Origin of the sequence: Pseudozobellia sp. WGM2 (assembly GCF_017810075.1) — a bacterium.
Taxonomy (GTDB): Bacteria; Bacteroidota; Bacteroidia; order Flavobacteriales; family Flavobacteriaceae; genus JADNYK01.
Genome location: NZ_JADNYK010000004.1, coordinates 126,632 through 148,577 on the forward strand (window position 1 = coordinate 126,632; position 21,946 = coordinate 148,577).

The 21,946-nt window shown below is 38.8% G+C and carries 14 protein-coding genes, 1 tRNA gene and 1 pseudogene; 10 read left to right on the forward strand and 6 right to left on the reverse strand.

What is annotated here, in order from left to right; genetic code table 11:
- Nucleotides 1-82 precede the first annotated feature (82 nt).
- Entirely contained in the window at nucleotides 83-1,645 is a 1,563-nt protein-coding gene (locus IV512_RS10440) for a M28 family metallopeptidase (protein ID WP_209403110.1), read from the forward strand.
- Between the two features lie 124 nt (nucleotides 1,646-1,769).
- Here IV512_RS10440 and IV512_RS10445 read toward each other — a convergent pair.
- Nucleotides 1,770-1,845 (reverse strand) — tRNA-His (locus IV512_RS10445).
- Nucleotides 1,846-2,244: 399 nt separating this feature from the next.
- On the opposite strand from IV512_RS10445, the gene IV512_RS10450 reads away from it, so the two are divergent.
- Nucleotides 2,245-4,275, forward strand: a complete 2,031-nt coding sequence (locus IV512_RS10450; protein ID WP_209403112.1) for a tetratricopeptide repeat-containing sensor histidine kinase — start codon at nucleotides 2,245-2,247, stop codon at nucleotides 4,273-4,275.
- On the opposite strand, the gene bshB1 is transcribed toward IV512_RS10450, so the two are convergent.
- The 3 genes from bshB1 to IV512_RS10465 all read right to left on the reverse strand — a co-directional run bounded on the left by bshB1 (nucleotide 4,272) and on the right by IV512_RS10465 (nucleotide 7,687).
- A complete protein-coding gene (gene bshB1, locus IV512_RS10455; protein ID WP_209403114.1) occupies nucleotides 4,272-4,994 on the reverse strand; it encodes a bacillithiol biosynthesis deacetylase BshB1 in 723 nt (240 codons plus the stop codon). The two genes, IV512_RS10450 and bshB1, sit on opposite strands and share 4 nt — an antisense overlap.
- A 71-nt stretch (nucleotides 4,995-5,065) precedes the next feature.
- A complete protein-coding gene (locus IV512_RS10460; protein ID WP_209403116.1) occupies nucleotides 5,066-6,235 on the reverse strand; it encodes a PLP-dependent aspartate aminotransferase family protein in 1,170 nt (389 codons plus the stop codon).
- Between the two features lie 42 nt (nucleotides 6,236-6,277).
- Entirely contained in the window at nucleotides 6,278-7,687 is a 1,410-nt protein-coding gene (locus IV512_RS10465) for an MATE family efflux transporter (protein WP_209403118.1), read from the reverse strand.
- Nucleotides 7,688-7,914: 227 nt separating this feature from the next.
- Here IV512_RS10465 and IV512_RS10470 point away from each other — a divergent pair, with 227 nt between their 5' ends.
- A complete protein-coding gene (locus IV512_RS10470) occupies nucleotides 7,915-8,754 on the forward strand; it encodes a membrane metalloprotease (protein WP_245224728.1) in 840 nt (279 codons plus the stop codon).
- Between the two features lie 66 nt (nucleotides 8,755-8,820).
- On the opposite strand, the pseudogene IV512_RS10475 reads toward IV512_RS10470, so the two are convergent.
- Both IV512_RS10475 and ccsA read right to left on the reverse strand, forming a co-directional pair.
- Nucleotides 8,821-10,382, reverse strand: a pseudogene (locus IV512_RS10475) (arylsulfatase).
- A 123-nt stretch (nucleotides 10,383-10,505) separates the two neighbouring features.
- Nucleotides 10,506-13,682, reverse strand: coding sequence for a cytochrome c biogenesis protein CcsA (gene ccsA / locus IV512_RS10480; protein WP_245224736.1), 3,177 nt, complete (start codon nucleotides 13,680-13,682; stop codon nucleotides 10,506-10,508).
- A 220-nt stretch (nucleotides 13,683-13,902) separates the two neighbouring features.
- Here ccsA and IV512_RS10485 point away from each other — a divergent pair, with 220 nt between their 5' ends.
- From IV512_RS10485 to IV512_RS10515, 7 genes are all read left to right on the forward strand, one after another.
- Nucleotides 13,903-14,670 (forward strand): Rossmann-like and DUF2520 domain-containing protein, encoded by a 768-nt coding sequence (locus tag IV512_RS10485; protein WP_209403120.1) that lies wholly within the window; start codon nucleotides 13,903-13,905, stop codon nucleotides 14,668-14,670.
- Complete coding sequence (locus tag IV512_RS10490; protein ID WP_100871863.1) at nucleotides 14,654-15,181, forward strand: HAD family hydrolase; 528 nt, start codon at nucleotides 14,654-14,656, stop codon at nucleotides 15,179-15,181. Before IV512_RS10485 ends, IV512_RS10490 begins: the two co-directional genes overlap by 17 nt.
- A gap of 7 nt (nucleotides 15,182-15,188) precedes the next feature.
- Entirely contained in the window at nucleotides 15,189-15,776 is a 588-nt protein-coding gene (locus IV512_RS10495; RefSeq protein WP_209403123.1) for a Maf family nucleotide pyrophosphatase, read from the forward strand.
- A gap of 72 nt (nucleotides 15,777-15,848) precedes the next feature.
- Nucleotides 15,849-16,793, forward strand: a complete 945-nt coding sequence (locus IV512_RS10500) for a septum formation inhibitor Maf (RefSeq protein WP_209403125.1) — start codon at nucleotides 15,849-15,851, stop codon at nucleotides 16,791-16,793.
- A gap of 3 nt (nucleotides 16,794-16,796) precedes the next feature.
- A complete protein-coding gene (locus tag IV512_RS10505; RefSeq protein ID WP_100871860.1) occupies nucleotides 16,797-17,342 on the forward strand; it encodes a mechanosensitive ion channel domain-containing protein in 546 nt (181 codons plus the stop codon).
- Between the two features lie 149 nt (nucleotides 17,343-17,491).
- Nucleotides 17,492-20,026 carry a PIG-L family deacetylase gene (locus tag IV512_RS10510; protein ID WP_209403127.1) on the forward strand — a complete coding sequence of 845 codons (2,535 nt, stop codon included), beginning with the start codon at nucleotides 17,492-17,494 and terminating at the stop codon, nucleotides 20,024-20,026.
- A gap of 104 nt (nucleotides 20,027-20,130) precedes the next feature.
- Complete coding sequence (locus tag IV512_RS10515) at nucleotides 20,131-21,870, forward strand: sodium:solute symporter (protein ID WP_209403129.1); 1,740 nt, start codon at nucleotides 20,131-20,133, stop codon at nucleotides 21,868-21,870.
- Nucleotides 21,871-21,946 lie beyond the last annotated feature (76 nt).

Genomic DNA, 21,946 nt, shown 5'->3' on the forward strand with positions numbered 1-21,946 from the left:
AGGTATTTACCGCGTGGTATATTTTTTTGTTTTGCAGCCCTAAATGGTTGCATACCGCTTTGCAAATTGTAAAAAATAAACAATGAAGAAATTGATAATGATGACCATGGGTATGGTTATGGCATGTAATTCTTCTCAGAAAACTATTTCTGAGACAAGTGAAGTTACTTACACCCCTAAAAGTCCCAAGGTTTATGCTGAAACTATAACAGAGGAAGAACTTAAAGAGCATCTTTATATTTATGCTTCTGATGATTTTGAAGGACGTGAAACTGGTAAACCTGGACAAAAGAAAGCAGTCGAATATCTAAGGGAAAAATATAAAACCATGGATATTCCCGCCGCGAAGAAAGATGGTGATTACTTTCAAAATGTACCTTTAGAAGTAAGCCAACTGCCAAAAGGATCATTGACGGTCAATGGAAAAGAGTACCCTTTAGGAACTGATTTTTTAACTTTTTCTAGGGCTCAAGGATCTTATGACCATATAGTTTATGCCGGTTACGGTATCGAATCGGGTAATTATTCTGATTATAATAATCTCGACGTTGAGGGCAAAATCGTGCTGATCAAAGCCGGAGAACCTGTTGACGACAATGGAAACTATAAAATCTCTGGTAGCAGTAAAAAATCAGTTTGGAGCAACATGTCAGAATCAATGGGTAAACGCATGGAACTTGCTACCAGTAAAGGTGCTAAAGGAATGCTGTATTTTGATCAAGCAAATTTTCCACGTTTTAAGAGCAGGTTCGATTGGATGAAGAGCAATGATAGTGGTAGAATGGAGCTTTCAAATGACTCTACAGGTGGTTTTTTCACTTTCTGGATCAATTCAAAACTTGCCAATGCCATATTGCCCAATATAGCTACACAAAAAAAGGGTAAGACATTGACGGTACCTTTGAAAATAGATGTACAAAGCCAAAATAACGGAGTGGTTTCAGAAAATGTAGTGGCCGTAATCGAAGGTTCTGAAAAACCCGAAGAATATGTTGTTATTTCTTCGCACTTAGATCACATTGGTGTATCACCTGATGGTGAAATTAATAATGGTGCCGATGATGATGGGTCTGGTTCAGTAGCACTTTTAGAGATTGCACAAGCCTTCAAGCAGGCAGCCGAAGATGGCCAAGGACCCAAAAGATCTATCGTTTTTTTACATGTTACGGGTGAAGAAAAGGGGTTATTGGGATCAAGGTATTACACTGATATCGAACCAATTTTTCCGCTCAAGCAAACCGTTGCCAATTTAAATATTGATATGATCGGTAGAATTGACCCTAAACGAACCGGTGAGCGAAATTACATTTACCTAATCGGTTCTGATAAATTGAGTACCGACTTGCACGAACTATCTGAAGAGGTCAATACTAAGTTTACCAATATTGAATTAGATTATACTTTCAATGATGAAAATGACCCCAATCGTTTCTACTACCGAAGCGATCACTATAATTTCGCTAAAAATAATATTCCCATTATATTTTACTTTAATGGTACCCATGATGATTATCACAGACCCGGAGATACCCCTGATAAAATAAATTACGACCTACTTGAGAATCGTACCCGACTAATTTTTCATACAGCCTGGGAAGTCGCAAATAGAGAACAACGTGTGATAGTCGATAAAATTTTAGAATAAGCTACTAAAACACAATCAAAAAGCCCCGATTCACTTGAATCGGGGCTTTTTATTTAGACGCAATTACTGTATCATACGGTAAATAAAAAAGTCCTCCCATTTTGGAAGGACTTTCTATCTTTAAGGGTGGAAGACCGGTTTCGAACCGGCGACCTCTTGAACCACAATCAAGCGCTCTAACCAGCTGAGCTACAACCACCATTTCAGAACTTGCGAAAATCAATTTAGCTGCTCGTTAAGAATTACTTTAAAGTACCAAAACAAGCCCTCTATTCACAAGCGGTGGCAAAGGTAATTTTTTTTACACAATCTGTCAAAATAAAACTGTCGTTATTTTAATATCAAATTGTGCATTTTTCATTTTTAAAGACTGAATGTGTTTATGAGCTAAATTTCAAAGAATACCTAAATCATCGACGAAATACACACATCGACCGACAAAACACACAATTTCAAGCGTTTCACAACAATTTTTTAGAAGTACAGGGGTAAGCGATATACATTAGTGATGAAATATGGCCCAATTTATGTATCGCCGAAAACTTTATTTTTTCAATTTAGTACTTATTTCTGAGATACGTCACGTTATCTTGGGAGCTATGCTCCTATTCACGTTTTCAGCATTTTCACAGCAAAACAATAGAGCTGATATTGAAAATAAGATTAAGAAATTAAAAGATAAGCCCGATTTTACTCTCAAAGATTCAGTCTATATCAATTTAATAAATGATTTAGGTAGCGAACAACGTTTTTATAAAGCCGATAGTCTTTTGCTGTTATCTAAACTTGCCTTAAATCTTAGCAAGTCAATTAACTATCAAAAGGGCAAGAGCATATCTTCAATAGGTATTGCTAATTTCTATTCTGATAAGGGAAATCATAGTGAAGCTATAAAATTCTATCAAGAAGCTCTTGATATAAGTAAGTCTGCAAACAACCCTAGATTAGCATTAAGAGCTAAAAATGATCTAGCCGGTGAGTTTTCGTATAAGGGTGACTATGCCAAGGCCTTAACCCACTACTTAGAAGGAATCGATATGGCCAATGCATCTGAGGCCAACCTTATGCTATCGATAATGAACGAAAACGTTGCAAATCTGTATGCAGTTCAAAAAGACTATGAACAAGCTTTAGAATTCTATAAGAAAGTCAAAAAAATAAACGACGAAATAGGTGATGAAATCATTTCAGCCGAAAGCATGAGCAATGTTGCTTCGATCTATGCGGATATGGGTAAGTTAGATTACGCCATGTTCAATGTGAACAGAAGTATTACAGTTTTCGAGAAACATAAAATTATGGATTGGCTCGCCTACGCCTACGAAATTAAAGGGAAAACTTATCTCAAAGAGAATAAAAACAAATGGGCTCTATATTGGTACAATCAAAGTGAAATGCTTCACAAGAAATTGCAAGACCAAAGAGGGAAAATAGACCTATTCAACGGTATGGCGGAAGCTCATTTCGGTTTAGGCTATTTCGCTCTTGCTGAAAAATATGCATTACAGGCACTTGAAATTTCAGACCGTATAAAATTTAAAGAAGGACAACAAAAATGTGCCGTGACCTTATATAAAGTCAGCAAATACAATAAAGACTATGAATCTGCCCTAAAATATCACGAGATATACCAATCAATAACCGACACGCTGTCGAGAACAGAAAATCAAACTAGTCTGAACATGCTAAAAAATAAATTAGAGCATGATAGGCAAAAAATGGCGCTAATCGATGAAAACAAAAAACAACTAGCAACGCAGAGAAACTATATTCATGCGGCTTTGGCCATATTATTGATTTTTATTGCAGTCACCTTTTTAATGAGGCGCAGTGAAAGTATTCAAAAAAGGCTAAATAAAGAATTACATCAAAAAACCGAAGATCTAGAGAAAAGAGAAGTTGAACTAAGAGAAATCAATAGAACAAAAGACCGTTTATTCTCTATTATCGGCCATGACCTGAGGGGTCCTATCGGTGCTTTTCAAAGTCTGCTTAAAATGTTTAAGGAGGGTGAAATTGGGCAGAGCGAATTCATGGAGTTCATTCCGAAATTCAGGCATGACATCGACCATATTTCCTTCACTCTCAACAACTTGTTATCTTGGGGTCAAACTCAAATGAACGGTGCCGTAACTAAGCCCAGTGTAGTGGCATTAGACAGTATTGTAAATGACAATATTCATTTATTGTCTGAAACAGCCGAGAATAAAGGAATTCGTCTTATAAGTCATCTAACTATGAACACCATGGCTTGGTCAGATGAAAACCAAATCGATATTGTTGTTCGCAACCTTATAAGCAACGCCCTTAAGTTTACACCCGAGAATGGTATGGTAACCATTTCGTCACTTGAAAAAAACGATCACTGGCAAATTTCGATTCGTGATACAGGTATAGGTATGGATCAAGAGACAATAAATAAGCTTTTTGCAAAAAACTCAAATGTGACCACCTACGGTACCAATAATGAAAAAGGTACGGGTCTAGGGCTGCCCCTCTGCAAAGAAATGATTGAAAAGAACGAGGGCAAAATATGGGTGAACAGTTTAAAACGAAAAGGCAGTACCTTCCATTTTACCTTGCCTAAATCGAAAGCCAAATCTAAAAAAAGGTACAAAAAAACTGCTTAAATTAAATCGCCCAATGACCGAACCGCAACGTGTCTTTCGGTAGTAAAGCCCTCTGCGAATTCTGTATTGATTAACCTGCCCAAGTCTCTAGCCCTATAATTTACACTATCAATAAAATTCTTACTGCTTATCGGAGTTTCCGGTTCTTCACTATTGGGATCATGAAATTGGGATGTATAGGCCATAATAGCTTTCATTTTTGTTTTCATAAAGCCGGAAACATCGACCACGAAATCAGGATCGATATTTTTCCATTGAATATAGTGATATACCCATTTTGGTCGCCAAGGTTCTTGAAACACATCTTCTTCCTTAAATTTGGTCTCAATCTTGACCAATCCACTTAAAAAAGAAGCATCGCTGACTAAGTTGCTACCTCTACCGTGATCAATATGCCTATCTTCTATCGAATTACAGAGCACAATTTCGGGCCTATATTTTCGAATCATTTTAATGACCTCTATCTGGTGATTTTGGTCGTTCTTGAAAAACCCATCGGCAAACCCCAAATTTTCACGAACTGATACTCCGAGTACTTCTGCCGAAGCCGCAGCCTCTCTAGACCGAATTTCGGCAGAACCCCTAGTGCCCAACTCTCCTTTGGTCAAATCGACAATTCCTACTTTTTTACCGTTGGCAATTTCTTTTGCAATGGTTGCGCCTGCCCCAAGTTCTACATCATCAGGGTGGGCACCGAAAGCCAAAATATCTAATTTCATTCTTTTATTTTCTAGACTACAAATTACAGACGAACCTTAGGTCTGCTATAATTGAAGTTTATACTTTATTTCTATTTTGTTGAGACCATTGCACTCGACCTTACTTTCTGTAATGCTTGCTCGATATCGGCAATCAAATCTTCGGATTCTTCTATTCCTACGGAAAAACGGATCAATCCATCACGAATACCTTGACGCTCTCGCTCATCTGCACTCATTAGGGCATGTGATGTCAAAGTGGGCGATAACATAGTACTTTCCACGCCCGCCAAACTCATTGAGGGTTTTATCAATTGTAGTGCTTTCTGAAATTGTGAAGCATTTAAATTTTTAGTTAGTTCGAAGGATAACATACCACCAAAACCATTCATTTGTGCCTTGGCAAGTTCATGTTCAGCATGACTGGTTAGACCTGGGTAGTATACCGCGGCGATATCGCTATGAGCTTCTAAATACTCTGCCATTTTTTGTGCGTTGTCATTCTGCGCTTTCACACGAATACCCATTGTTTTCATGCTGCGTTCTAACAACCAAACTGTATAATCACTGAGACTGCCACCAAAATTTTTTGCCAAGGCAAAAATTCTTGAGATATGCTCTTCTGATGATGCCACCGCGCCTGCTAGAATATCTGAATGGCCTCCCATGTATTTGGTAGCACTGTGAATCACCACATCGATACCAAAATCAATGGGGTTTTGATTGACCGGACTCGCAAACGTATTATCGATCATAGAAACTAGACCATGTTCTTTACTTAGCTTACCTATGGCATCTAAATCGGTAATCGTCAGCAATGGGTTTGAAGGCGTCTCTATATAGATTACCTTGGTATTCTTTTGAATTTTGGCCTGAAAATTTTCAACCGCCCACCCATCGGTAAAAGAGTACTCTATTCCGTATTTATGAAATTCTTCTGTAATCAAATTATAGGTGCCACCATATAAAGTTTGCTGTAACACGATATGATCTCCTGACTTCAAAAAACTCATCAATGCGGTACTTATCGCAGCCATTCCGCTACCAAAAATAAGTGCCGCTTCAGTATGTTCCAAAGCAGCTATCTTTCTACATAATGCTTCTTGGTTCGGTGTGTTAAAATAGCGGGGATATCGCTTAGCTTCAACATCTTCAAAGGCGTAGGAAGTACTCATATACAAAGGGGATATTGCGCCCTTAAACTGCTTATCTTCCACTTCACCAATATGTGTGCAAATTGTATTTAGACCTTTATTTTTCATTCTTCATTTTTCATTTCTTAATCAGAGTTAAAGGTATTAAAATTATACCTGAACTTTTTTCCAGGCCCCTCTTTTGAACCAAATTATCGAAATAATGGCTAAAAGTACTTCTGCAGAGGTGATAGCTATAAAAACCCCCATCGCACCAAGACCAAGGGTTGTTGAAGCCAAGTAAGCGAATGGTAACTGATACAGCCAGAAAGCAAAAAAATTGATTTTAGTGGGTGTGCCCGTATCCCCGGCGCCATTAAAAGCTTGGGTCACTACCATACCATATGCATAGAATACATAACCCGCGGCAATAATCTGTAGACATAAACCTCCATTTTCAATTACTACAGGGTTATCGTTGAACCAACCGACGATATCATAGGCAAAGAACAAATAAGCCAAAGAAACCAATGCCATAAAATAGGCATTGTACTTGCCCGTAACCCAAACCGATTTTTCCGCTCTTTCCGGTTGGTCAGCACCCAAATTTTGACCGACCAATGTTGCAGCCGCGTTACTCATACCCCATGATGGCATTAGGGTAAAGAGCATAACTCGAATCGCTATCGTATAACCGGCCAATACTTCACTACCAAATTCCGACATCATTCGCATTAAAAATACCCAACTAGATGTACCGATTAAAAATTGAGCTATGCCACCCAACGAAACTTTAAGTAAATTAAACATTACGTTGAGTCTTACGACGATGTCTTTGAACCCAATTTGTATCTTGCTCCATCCAAAGAAAAGAACTGCTAATTGAAATAGAATTGCTGTTCCCCTACCTATATTTGTGGCAATTGCAGCTCCAGTTACCCCGTATTCAGGAATTGGTCCCCATCCGAAGATAAAAATGGGGTCCAATATTATATTGAGTCCGTTAGATAGCACCAACGCCCACATAGCAATAGCGGCATCACCTGCACCTCGAAAAATAGCATTAATCAAAAACAGCAATAAAATGGTAATATTACCCCCTAAGAGCAATTGAGTATATCTGTGGCCCTCCGCTATCAGGTCTGGTTCAGCGCCCATTAAGGCCAAAATTTCTTTGGAATATAGCAGACCGACTATACCTACGACAACCGAAACAAGAACCCCTAGCACTATGGCTTGAACGGCCGATTCTCGTGCTCCCTTGAGGTTCTTTTCCCCTATTCTGCGAGCAACCACCGCGGTCGCGGCCATGCTCAAACCAATTCCTACAGCATAAACTAGGGTAACCACTGATTCTGTTAAGCCAATAGTTGCTACCGCATTTACACTAACTTGGCTGACATAAGCTATATCGACGATGGCGAAAATCGACTCCATCATCATTTCTAAGATCATAGGTATAGAAAGCACAAAAATTGCCTTACGTATGCTACCCGATGTAAACTCGGTGTCTTTGCCCGAGATGGCCAAAACAAAGTATTGATAAATTCTTTTGAAAGTTATTCTATTGTGATTTCTCATGATGTTAAATTATGTGGAAAGAAATTGAAGAAAATGCCAAGAAATTGAGGGTAAACCTCAATTATTTCAAGGGCTTAGGGCCCATGACATCTATATCGAACATAATTCTTATAACTTCATGATGAAGCAAAGATGCGAAAAAAATGAATTCACCATAGCAATAGCGCTCAAAAAAAGTTACACTAATGATCACTTTTTTTCGTTCATATTGTACTTAAACCTACATCATGAACAAGTTTATATCAAGAGTTTGGAAACAAGTATTGACCATATTAACTTTATGTATTGTGCTATCTTGTTCAAAGGACTCAGACGATAATTCTAGCACGAATTCGCATGACGAACCAAAAACCGTCACCGATGAGAATGGTAATGAGCAAGAAATAGATGTATCAGAGAATAAACAATCTGTTGGTGATTCGGCAAACGACCTCTTAAGCCCTGCTAATTTTGACGAGATAGTTTTCGAACTTTTCTATGTGGACGGTTTTGAACCTACCGAAAATACCATCGCAAATTTTGAGGAGTTTCTAGAACAGCGATTGAACAAACCTCAAGGTATAAGCTTAGAGCTTAAGAAAATGGATTCTCCTGGTCAGGAAAGCTACTCTGCCAATGATATCAGGGCAATTGAAGATGATATACGAACCTCATACAATATTGACAATACGATTGCTGTCTTCGGTATTTTTCTCGATGGGGAATACTCTGAAAATACCGAAAATGGTTCTGTATTGGGCATTGCCTATAGAAATACCTCTTTCGCTATTTTCGAAGAAACTATAAAAAGCTTTAGCGGACAAACCTTCGGACCCAGCTTAACCGTTCTAGAAAGCACAGTGTTAAATCATGAATTCGGACATCTATTGGGCATGGTCAATGCCGGAACCCCAATGCAACAAGACCATCAAGATGTGGAACATGGCAGACATTGTACTGAAGACACTTGTCTAATGTACTGGACAGCAGAAACTGGAGAAGGGTTGGTCAATATGCTCAGTGGCGGAACAATCCCTGATTTCGACAGTCAATGTCTGGCCGACTTGCAAGCCAACGGCGGGAAATAAAAAAAACGCCCCAAACAAACAAGGTATCAACCTATTGTTCAGGGCGTCGTTCTTTCAACAACTAGTTTACTTTAGCTCAAGCTCTTGTACATCGGTATTACCCTTGCCCCTAATTGCCTCAAAATCTTTAATCATTTGTTGCAATTTTTCAGGTTGGGAAGCAGCTAAATTGTTCTGCTGTGCCAAATCATCTTTCAGGTTGTATAGTTGGTATTCACTGCCATTACCCAATTCAATATTAACCTGTTTATTGATAGCTACACCTTTGTAAGGGGGGATCATAGCCCAAACTCCTTGCCTAAAGGCGGTTCTTGAAGTAGCTTCAATTACCAGTTCATTTCTGCCTTGTTTGCTTTCGCCCATAAATGCAGACAGAATGTCTTTACTGTCTTCACCCTTTTGATCACTGCCCACTAACTTGGCCAATGAAGTTAATAAATCTACCTGACAAACCATGGCGTCGGAAACACCTGGCTGAATCTTGCCTTTCCAATAGGTCATAAAAGGTACTCGCGTACCCGCTTCAAAAAGGCTGTACTTGCCACCTCGTAAAACTCCTGCCGGGGTATGATTGCCTAATTTTTCTTCGGCATCATCGTAATAACCATCATTTACTACGGGTCCGTTATCACTAGAAAATACAATTAAGGTATTTTCTAAAACGCCCTCTTTCTCAAGGGTTTTTATAAACTCACCAATTACCCAATCTGCTTCCAAAATGACATCTCCTCTTGGCCCCATACCCGATTTACCTTCAAAACGAGGATGTGGGGTTCTAGGTACGTGTGGTTGTTGTAAAGCATAATAAAGAAAGAAAGGTTCCGTCTTATGTGTACTTACATATTCTTGGGCCTTGGCCAAGAAATGATCCGCCATATCGACATCACTCCACTTGGCGGCTTCGCCGCCTTTCATAAATCCAATTCTAGGGATGCCATTCACGATACTATTGTTATGGCCATGATGCCATTTCATAGTGGTCAACTCGGGATTTTCCAATCCTGTTGGTTCCCCTTCAAAATTATTTTTATAATCCACCGAAATAGGGTCATTTGGGTCTAAGCCATCTACATGCCCATCTTTGATATACACCGTAGGCACCCGGTCTTGGGTGGCAGCCAAAATGTAAGAATAGTCAAAGCCGACTTCGTTGGGCCCCGGAGATACACGTTGGTTCCAATCAACATTGCCATTGCCGAGACCTAAATGCCATTTGCCGACAATACCCGTGGCATAACCTTGGGCTTTCAGCATTTTAGGTACCGTCAATTGTTCTGTATCGATAATCAATGGTGCCGTACCCGGTAATATTTTGGCATCTTCATTACGCCAAGGATATCTCCCCGTAAGAATGGCATATCGGCTTGGTGTACAGGTCGCAGAAGTTGCATAGCCATTGGTAAACTTGATTCCTCCTTCCGCTAAGGCATCCATATTTGGGGTGGAAATTTCGGTGGCCCATAGGCACTCATGTCACCGTAGCCTAAATCGTCCATATAAATAAAGACAATGTTGGGTTTTGGTAGGCTTTCTGCTTCGGAAGCCGGTTTCTTTTCTTCAGATTTGCATCCCGTAAGCACTAATGCCAATAGGACTGCTTTTAAAAAATGATTTTTCAAACTAGTCATTTATGGTTTGCTATTGATTGATTACAATTTAATTGGTAGGTGATAAATCTAAAGAAATTAGAGTTAAAACCAACCATTACATCAAAAGAAGACTACAATCACTAGATATTTGTTAGCAACGAATTATTTAGCGAAGTTCACCTTATATCGCCAAAAACTAAGCGCCCCAATCACCAACATACCCAAGGCGATATACCAGATATAATCAGGAGTAATGGCTGCTGAACCACTTTGGCCATAACTATGCAGACCTACCAAATAATAGTTTACACCAAAATAGGTCATCATAATACTACCTATAGAAATAAGGCTCAAGAAATTGAATGTCCATTTACCTCTAAGTCCGGGAACCAATCGGGTGTGGATGACAAATGCATAGACCATAATTGAAATAAGTGCCCAAGTCTCTTTTGGATCCCAACCCCAGTATCGACCCCAACTTTCGTTGGCCCATTGGCCTCCAAGAAAGTTACCGATAGTAAGCATTACAAGACCGACCGTTAAGGCAAGTTCATTAATAATAGTCAGCTCTTGAATATTGAATTCCATACGCTTCCTATTCCTTTTAGTGGTAAGAATCATAAGAAGAAGACTAACAAACCCCAATATGGCACCTACAAACAAAGGACCATAGCTGGCAACAATAACCGCTACATGAACCATTAACCAATAACTATCAAGTACAGGCACCAAATTTCCAATTGCTGGATCCACCCAGTTTTGATGTGCAATCCACAACAGCATACCGGCAACAAATGCCGAAGACGCCAAAGTCATATCACTCTTTTTGGTAAAAAGAAGCCCCATACCCATGGTTGCCCAAGACACGTAGAGGATACTCTCATACGCATTGGTCCAAGGGGCATGACCAGAAATGTACCATCGTAAAATTAAACCGACTGTATGCCAGAGAAACAAAATAATTATCGTTCCCTTAAAGAAATAGTTACCGACCCTCCAGATGGCACGGTCCTTAAAAATTTGAAATATCAATATGAAAAAGAAAAACAGGCCAATTATGGGGTATAGCCTCCATAGTTGGTTGAAAATACCAAGTTTGTTATAAATGACCTCCGTATCAATTTTAGTATCCGAGGGCAAAACTTCGCTACCATGGTTTTTTTGATTTTGTTTAAAAGCTTCGAGCAGCTTGTCGGCATCGGTATAGTCGTTGGTCGTAATCGCCTTCCGTAAGGTCATTAAGTAGTATGGAACCGAGTTTTTGATAAAATTCGAATAGAGGGAATCGTGTACCTGATATTGGCCGCCACGAAATTCTACAGCTGATATCCATTTGTTGTTCTCATCGTTCAATAATGGAAATATCTTAACAATTCTGCCACTTAGCGCCTGGTCTAATACACTTAGCCTAATATTCGCATCTTTATAATCTTGCTCAAATTTATCAGGTATGTTTGTCGCCGTTGCCTCTCGTAAATAAGGCTCCAGTTTATAATTTCCAGTGGCATCAAAAAAATCGGTGGCTTTGGCATACTTCTGACCTTCTGGAACTCCGATTACTTTTCGAATACTATCATTTTTTCCCTTTTTATCAATGGCCAAAAATTCGGCATTGTACCAAGCGGGTGGGTTGAGCATCATAGAAATGAAGACCTGATCAGCGTTCATATCATGAAACTTATCCTTTAAACTCAGTTTACGAAGTAATTCAGAAGAGAAAGTATGAAGGGGTTTCATACGCCCACCCTCATCTTGAACCACTAATTTTCCGAATTTTTCGGCATGTTCTTCAGAAACAATGGTAGTTCGTATCAACGAATCTATCTGTGCCGAAGTGGGCAAGTCGTTCGAGTGGTCATGGCCATCATCGGCAGAATGCTGTGCAGATAAATTTAACACGACCCCCAATAGCAAAACTGTGGTAAGTTTTGCTTTCTTAGATTTTAATTTATCTAATGATTTGCCTAAATCTTTGAAACGGGTTTTCCCAAAAAACATAATTCCCATCAAGCCTATATATAGAAGAAAGTAGCCCAAATAGGTGATCCAAGTACCCCATTTATCGTGATTGACCGATAGAATAGTTCCTTTTTCATCAGGGTGGAAACTTGATTGAAAAAAACGATATCCCTGATGGTCTAAAATATTGTTCATGAAAATGTCATAATCAAACGGTCGTTCATCTTGAACAGTAACCTTACTCATAAAAGAAGAATACCCTTTTTCTGTCCCAGGATACTTTTCCGCAATAAAATCGTTCAATTTTATGCTGAACGGTAACTCATAGACCTTAGAACCATAGCTCAACATAAACTCTAAGCCACCAACACTTAACTTTTCAGAAAACTCAGAGGTGCCTTTACCTCCTAATAACTTCTTCTGAACCGATTCACCATTAGAAGAAATTTCTACGATCAAAGCATCAAGGGTGGCGTCTGTAATTTTCTCCTTCGCAACTTTGACCACTCCGTAAGAACCTTTAACTATGGGGTCAGGAATAACAAATTGCATACCTGCCATTTGATATAGCGAACGCAGTTGAAGCGGCTGAATGCTATCTTTTAGTACCTGGCCTTGAAACTGGTCAGCCATTCGCATAAAGTTGCCCTCAAAAGGAGTCTTTATTTGATAACTATCATCCGTAGAAATAATATTAATAGCGCCTTCGGTCTCTTTATTAAGGCTAAAAAGAACATTATGAATACTGGACACCTGACCGTTTTCTAAGTAATGTTCATGGCGTTGACCGTCACCAGCCTCTACTATTTTGAGATATTCTTTTCCGTTTTCATCGGGAATCAACCCTTCTTCTGCCCCCTCAATAAAATCTACATAAGAAATGGTAAAAGGTTGCCCATTAAAATCGGAGTTCCAAGGTAAATTCGTTTTAATATCTTGGGCTGTTACGATCAAATCTTCCTGTAACGTTTTTCTTTTCGGTTCACCATTAATTTGACCATCTACGAAAGCGGTTAAAAAAGTTTTATCTGAATAGAAAACTTTTTCCGCCTCGCCTTCTCGAATAGGCATCATGCCCTCGTAACTTATGTATCGGGTGACGAACGCGCCAACAATAATCAAAACCCAAGAAAGGTGAAGAACCAATACCGGCCATTTTTCCCACCTTAACAGTCTATATCGTTTAATGTTTCCAACAAAATTTATAACGAAGAACACCATTATGGCTTCGAACCACCATGCGTTATATATCCAAATTCTTGCTGTTTCGGTACTATACTTGCTTTCGATGAAGGTACCGAAGCCCATTGCAACAGCAAATGCCATAAAAAGTATTGCCATCAATCTTGTGGAAAACAGTAAATTTTTGAGCTTTTGCATTATTTGTGGCTGAATTTGGTTTTCAGCAGGCAAAAATACGCCCTTTTTATGATTTGAATAAAAATAGAAAGCGCTAAAGAGGTCTTCGAACTGTTAATTGTTCTTAAAAATCAGCATCAGTAATCTTAAAATTCATTTGTATTTGACTTTTTAAGTTTTCAAGCTCGAGACGTTACTTTTCATAGAACTCTGTACAAAAATATATGCTTAATTTCGCAGCATGCTTAAAGTAAGTGTTATTGGAACCGGCAACGTGGCCAAACATTTGTACAACGCTTTTCTTAACGTTGAAACTGTTGAGATTGTACAAGTGGTCGGTCGAAACAAAAAGGCCCTTTCGAGCTTTGGAATTGAGGAAAAAACGACTTCTGATTTTTCAGAGATTAAGGATGCTGCCGATATTTATCTAATTGCAGTAAGCGATTCCGCCATACCTGCTGTTTCTCAAAAACTGGAAAGCAAATCTGGGCTTGTCGCTCATACATCAGGAGCAAGTTCTATTGAAATGCTTTCTAAACATAAGGCCTACGGTGTTTTTTATCCCCTGCAAACATTTAGTAAAGACCAAGAAATTGATTTTAGAAAGGTACCCGTTTGTATAGAGGGCAGCACCAAATCAAACATGACAAAACTAAAAAGGTTGGGTAGTGAAATTTCCGAGAGCGTTCATAAAGTAGATTCAGAACAACGACAAGCATTGCACCTTTCTGCCGTATTCGTCAATAATTTCACCAATCATTTATTTTATATAGGAAATAAAATCTGTGAGGAAAATCAGCTTCCTTTTGACCTCTTACAGCCTCTTATAGAGGAAACCGTTCAAAAATTAAAAAATACAACCCCTTTTGATGCGCAAACCGGCCCCGCTCGAAGAGGAGACCAAGAAACCTTAAATTCGCATATTGAGCAATTGGGAAATTTGCAAGACAAAGAAATCTATAATTTACTGAGCCAATCGATACAAAGCACCTATGGAAAAAAGTTATAAAGAATATTTAAAGGAAATCGACACTTTTGTTTTTGATGTTGATGGCGTATTTACAGATAGCACCCTCATTATTACTACAGAGGGGGAAATGCTACGAAAAATGAGCGTCAAAGATGGCTATGCCCTTAAGACCGCATTACAAAAAGGGTATCGGGTATGTATCATTTCAGGAGGAACAAATGAAGGGGTGCGCAACAGATTAAAAGCTCTTGGGGTTACCGATATTTATCTTGGCGCCCATCACAAAATGGATGCCCTTGAGGAGTATATGGATATTTATGAGGTTTCCCCAGAGACCATGCTCTACATGGGTGATGACATCCCCGATATACCACCCATGCAAACTGTAGCCTTACCCACATGTCCGCAAAATGCGGTACCCGAAGTAAAAGCCATTTCGAAATACGTGTCCCATAAAAATGGGGGCGAGGGCTGTGTTCGAGATGTTATCGAACAAGTCTTGAAGGTTAAGGGGGATTGGTTGACTAATTTCAGTGCTTCAAACGATTAATAATCATATGTTAAACAATAAGTTAGAAGGCTACACCTTGATACTTGGTTCGGGTTCGCCTAGAAGGCAACAATACTTAAAGGAAATGGGGCTCGAATTCGAGGTTCGCTTGAAGAGTGTTGAAGAAGTGTATCCAAAAAATCTAAAGGCCGGTGAAATTTCAGACTATCTGGCCATTTTAAAAGCATCGGCTTTCAAAGATAGCCTTCTTCCCAAGGAAATACTTATCACCTCAGACACGGTGGTTTGGCACAATGGTAAATCTTTGGCCAAGGCCGCTGATGAGCAAGAGGCTTATGATATGTTGCGAACCATGTCTAACGATTGGCACGAGGTGGTTACCTCTGTAAGTTTTACTACCGTAAACGACCAAAGAACAGTACGCCAGACCACTCAGGTTAAATTCAAAGAGCTTTCTGAAGAAGAAATTAAATATTATATCACCAACTTTCAACCTTTCGATAAGGCCGGTGCATATGGTATACAAGAATGGATAGGACTCATAGGAATTGAAGAAATAAGAGGGTCGTACCCCAATGTGGTCGGTCTGCCCACCCAATTGGTATGTTCGACACTAATGGAAATGGTCGGATAGCCGTTGCCGAAAAATTTAGACGGTTATCAACAAAAGTTAAGCGCAACCTTTATCTCTTAAAAAAATAACCTCATGAGAACTTTATTACTTACAAAGAAGATTGCTTTTTTAGTCTTGATTATTTTTTCGCTTGCTGCCTGTAAAGAACAGGAAAATAGAGAGAAAATAGTTGTTACTGAAAATAATTCAGAATCACAAGAACATCAAAAAAGGCCACTATCAAATAATTTTAAAAAATATTGGTATGCTGGCGATGCTGAAATTACGTCTTATAATCTACAGCAGGCCCGATATGGTGAAACACGGGACGGCAAAGCCGTTCTTATCTACGTGACCGAACCATTTCTTGCACAGAAACAAGTAAAAGCTGACGGGTCGAACCCTGATAATATTCCTGTACTTAAGCTCAACGCTACTAAAAAATATTTGACCGGTATTTACCCCTACTCCATTATGAGTAGTTCATTTTATCCCGTTCATGATAACCAACATGCCATCAAGGTTTCTTTTTCTGCTCAAGAATGGTGTGGGCAAGTTTATGCTCAGCTCAATAATAGAGATAGTTTTCAAGTGATGTCACATTCCTATTTTGAGAGTGAGGCCGACCAAGAACTGGTTCTAGAAAAGAATATCTTGGAAAATGAACTTTGGAACAAAATTAGAATTGATCCACAGAACCTTCCAACGGGCGAATTTAAAGTTATTCCTTCTTTAGAGTATATACGTCTTTCGCACAAAGAATTGAAACCCTACAAAGCTACTTTAACCTTAAACTCCAATGGTGAAATGAGTTCTTATGTAATTGATTATCCTGAACTTCAACGTTCATTGAAAATTACCTTCGTAAACACCTTTCCGTATGAGATAGAAGGTTGGACGGAAACTTTTACAAGTGGTTTTGGGGATAACGCCAAACAATTGACATCTTCAGCAACAAAAATCAACACAATAAAAACCCCTTACTGGAAGCAAAACGGAAATAAGGATTTATCTTTGCGCGATAGTTTAGGATTGTAATTTATGGAAGATTTTATTGGCAGTTACAAACACGAAATTTTAGCCACGGTAATTACCTTGGTCATAATCTTAATTTTAAAATTTGTTAGTGATAAGGCCATTCACAAAATGGGTAAGATTAGCAATATTGTAGAAGCTAGAACCCTACTCATAACGAAATATGCTTCAGGATTGCTAACCCTAATCGGTCTAGTAGCCGTATCATTTATCTGGGGCGTGAACTTCAAAGAAGTAGGCCTCGTTTTTTCTTCTGTTTTTGCGGTTATCGGCGTCGCCCTTTTTGCGAGTTGGTCTATATTGAGTAATATTACGGCAGGGGTTATCTTGTTCTTCTCCTTTCCCTTTAAAATTGGGGATAGGGTCAAAATTCTTGACAAAGATATCGAATCAGAAGAACCTTATTTAATTGAAGATATAAAGGCCTTTCACATAAGTTTGCGTAAGGAAAATGGGGAGTTGTTGGTTTACCCCAATAACCTGATGATGCAAAAAGCGGTCACCCTTATTTATAACCTTGAAAGTACCCCTGACGGTTCTGAAGAAGCTTAAAAGGTTTTGTTTACTCTGAAGATTTTGATTCATCAATTTTTTGTTAAAGAAGTTCTAAAAAAGTCTCTGAGCCCTTTAAACTTTCTATCTTTGGTTGTATACCTCAAACATAATAAATGAGGGGTTACATCAAAAAAACAACCAACACTATGCGTTATCTCTTAGTATTCGTTACCGGAATACTTTTCTCTCAGAATATCGCCTTTTCACAAGCTCCAGTTCAATATTCATCTTCAGAAATTTATCATTCTTTACAGAAGTTAAACTTTCTTGGCACGGCTCTTTATGTAGCTGCACACCCCGATGATGAGAACACTAGGCTCATATCGTACCTATCGAACGAAGTCAAGGCCAGAACGGGCTATTTATCTCTTACCAGAGGTGACGGCGGCCAAAACCTGATTGGCCCTGAATTAAGAGAATTATTAGGTGTTTTGCGTACCCAAGAACTTTTGGCCGCGAGACGAGTAGATGGTGGCGAGCAATTTTTTTCTAGGGCGAACGATTTTGGTTATTCAAAACACCCTGATGAAACCCTAGAAATTTGGAATAAAGACGATGTACTTGGTGATGTTGTTTGGGCCATAAGAAAATTCAAGCCCGATGTGATCATAAATCGTTTCGACCATCGAAGCCCAGGTAGTACACATGGCCACCACACTGCATCAGCTATGTTAAGTGTAGAAGCTTTTGATTTGGCCAACGAAGCAAACTCCTATACCGATCAACTTGAGCATACTGATCTTTGGCAACCCAAAAGAATCTTTTTCAATACTTCTTGGTGGTTCTATGGAAGTGAAGAAAAATTTCGAAAAGCCGATAAATCTAACTTGCTAAACTTAGATATCGGCGTTTATTATCCTATTTTAGGTAGTTCCAACAACGAAATTGCCGCTTTGGCGAGTAGCCAACACCTTTGCCAAGGTTTTGGGCGTTTATCACAGCGTGGCACCGAAAATGAATATATCGAGTTGCTAAAAGGTGACCTGCCTAAAGATAAAAGCAATATTTTCGACGGAATCGATACATCTTGGTCAAGAATCGAAGGCGGCAAAGCTATTGGCGAACTTTTATACCCTATTGAAACCAATTTCAATTTTAAAAACCCGACCGAACACCTACCTGACCTTCTGAAGGCTTACAACCTTTTGCAGAATACTTCCGATGAGCATTGGAAAACATTCAAATCAAAAGAAATCAAAGATTTAATCAGTCAAATTACCGGTCTTTATCTCGAAGCTTCTTCAACTACATCCTCAAGTAATCCGGGAGGTGAAATCAAAATAAATATTGAAGCTGTCAATCGCAGTAAAGCCAACATCGTACTGAAATCGATCAATATCAATCCGACTCAAAACGAACTATCTCCATCAATCACGCTTAGCCCGAATAAAAAAGAAAATTTTGAATTGAGTATTGAACTTCCGAATTCCACCAAATATACCAGCCCATATTGGTTGAAAGAAAAGGGCAGTCTGGGCATGTATCGGGTAGATGACCAAACACTTATCGGAAAACCGGAAACACCGCGTGCGCTTTATGCCCAATTTGAACTGGATTTTGATGGAACCTCTTTAACATTTGTCAAGCCTATTAACTATCGCTTTGCAAAACCTGATAAAGGAGAACTATTTCAACCTTTTGAAGTACTTCCTAAAGCTACGGCAAGTATAGCGGATAAGGTTCTGATTTTTGCCGATGGACAATCAAAAAGAATTCCCGTTACAATTACTGCACACACTAAGAATGTAAAAGGTACAGTTCAACTAAAGCATACCGAGGGGTGGGAGCTTGAGACAAAATCCGAATCTTTCGAAATCAATAAAGAAGGAGACTCTCAAACCATTTATTTTACCCTAGCACCGCCAAAAGACGAAAATCAAGGTAAGATAGAACCCGTTCTTACATTAGATGGCCAGACCGTAAATAATGAACTGGTGACTATCGATTATGGGCATATACCGAAACAAAGTATACTTCTACCTTCTGAGGTCAAAGTAGTTCGATTGAATATTCAGAAAAATGGAGAGCATATTGGCTATATCGTAGGTGCGGGAGATAAAGTACCTGAAAGTCTTAAGCAAATTGGCTACATTGTTCATACCGTTTCACCAGAAGCCATTTCTAAAGGCTCTCTTGATAAATATGATGCAGTGGTAGTGGGTATTCGAGCTTATAACGTAATCGATGAATTGAAGTTTAAACAACGTTATTTATTCGATTACGTAAGTAACGGAGGTAATCTTGTGATTCAATATAATACCGCTGGTCGATGGAGCAAACAGTTTGAAAACATATCTCCGTACCCATTGACCCTTTCTCGTGATCGGGTAACCGATGAAAATTCGGCTGTAGACATTCTTGCGAAAGACCATGCCGTAATCAATAGTCCCAATACGATTTCTACCTCTGATTTTGATGGGTGGGTGCAAGAACGGGGGCTTTACTTCCCCAATCAATGGGCTAAAGAATTTACCCCTATATTGTCGATGAAAGATGCTGGCGAAAGCGCAAAAAGAGGTAGTTTGTTGATTGCACCTTATGGTAGGGGAAATTATATTTATACGGGCCTAAGTTTCTTTAGAGAACTGCCTGCCGGGGTACCGGGAGCTTACAAACTGTTCGCAAATATACTTTCATTAGAAAAGAACGAATTAACTTCACAATCTGATATAAAAGGATAAAATGCTCGATAAATTCAACTGGAAAAAAGAATACACCATTGTTTTAGTATTGAACATTATCTATGTTTTATTCTTTTGCTATTTAATGATATCCTATAAATAATATGGGAATTTTAGATTGGATCATATTATCGGGTACCCTTCTGTTTATCGTAGCCTATGGCGTATGGCGCACTAGGGGCAGTAAAAATGTTAGTGATTATGTAGGTGGTGGCAAAGATGCCAAATGGTGGACAATAGGTCTTTCTGTGATGGCGACACAGGCAAGTGCCATAACTTTTCTTTCGACTCCGGGCCAGGCGTTTCATGACGGTATGGGTTTCGTGCAATTCTATCTAGGTTTGCCTCTAGCCATGATTATTATTTGTCTGGTATTTGTTCCCATCTATCATCGTTTAAAAGTCTATACCGCTTATGAATTTCTTGAAAGCCGCTTTGATTTAAAAACAAGGTCTCTTGCTGCGATACTGTTTTTGCTACAAAGGGGATTGGCGGCAGGTATAACGATTTATGCACCCTCGATAATTCTATCGGCCGTCTTAGGGTGGGATTTGCGAACATTGAATATTATTATCGGGGTATTGGTCATTATTTATACCGTTTCAGGAGGAACCAAAGCGGTAAGTGTCACCCAAAAACAGCAGATGTTCATTATAATGACAGGAATGTTCATCACTTTCTTTTTTATACTAGGCCATCTGCCTGCGGACATTAATCTTAGCAAGGCTCTAAAAATTGCCGGTGCCACCGATAAACTAGATATTCTAGATTTTAGTTTTGATCCTAAAAGCAGATATACCTTTTGGAGCGGAATCACTGGAGGACTCTTTTTAGCCCTAGCATATTTCGGAACTGACCAGAGTCAGGTTCAGCGTTATCTTTCGGGCAAATCGGTTCGGGAAAGTCAACTGGGTTTGGTTTTTAATGGTATTTTTAAAATACCCATGCAATTTTTCATACTTCTTGTAGGTGTCATGGTTTTCGTTTTTTACCAATACAATCCTTCCCCATTAAATTTTAATCCTGCCGCAACTGAAGCGGTAATGGAATCTAATTTGTCAAAAGATTATATTATTCTACAAGAAGGACAGGCAGAACTTGAGGAAGCCAAAAAAATAGCTCAAAATAAGTTTTCAACTGCTCTAGAGCTAAAGGAATACACCGCAGTAGAAGATGCCAAACAGCAAATAATAAACCTTAATATTAAAGACAGTACCAACAGGGCAGCGGCCAAGGCACTTATTAAAGAAGCTGATGATTTAGTCGAAACGAACGATAAGGATTATGTCTTTATTCATTTCATTTTAAATAACCTACCAAAGGGATTAATAGGTCTACTCTTAGCTGTTATACTCTCAGCTGCTATGTCTTCCACGGCATCAGAACTTAATGCTTTGGGTACAATAACCGCTTTAGACCTTTATCGCCGAAATAAGAAAGAGCAACTTCCTGAAAATCATTATGTGACTTCGACAAAGATTTTTACTCTGATCTGGGGGGTGTTGGCAATCATAATTGCCAGTTTCGCCAGCCTTTTTGACAACCTCATTCAACTCGTGAATATTATCGGATCAATATTCTATGGTAATGTTCTAGGTATTTTTCTATTGGCATTCTTCTTTAAGTTTGTCAAAGGCAATGCAGTCTTCTTCGCTGCCATTCTTACGCAGCTGATCATTTTTGTTTTGTTTTACACTTTAATTTTTATACATCCTACAGGTGATGAGAAATTGGGTTACCTTTGGTTGAACTTTATAGGCTCTGCCCTTGTAATCATTATTTCACTTGCTTTTGAAGGGTTTGACCGATTTCTACGCAATTCCCCTGTAAATAATTCCGAATAACAATGATTAAATTATTTATTTCAAAATTAAAGAGCCTTTATTTTTGATTTTCGTTAAAATTGAATTTTACTTTATT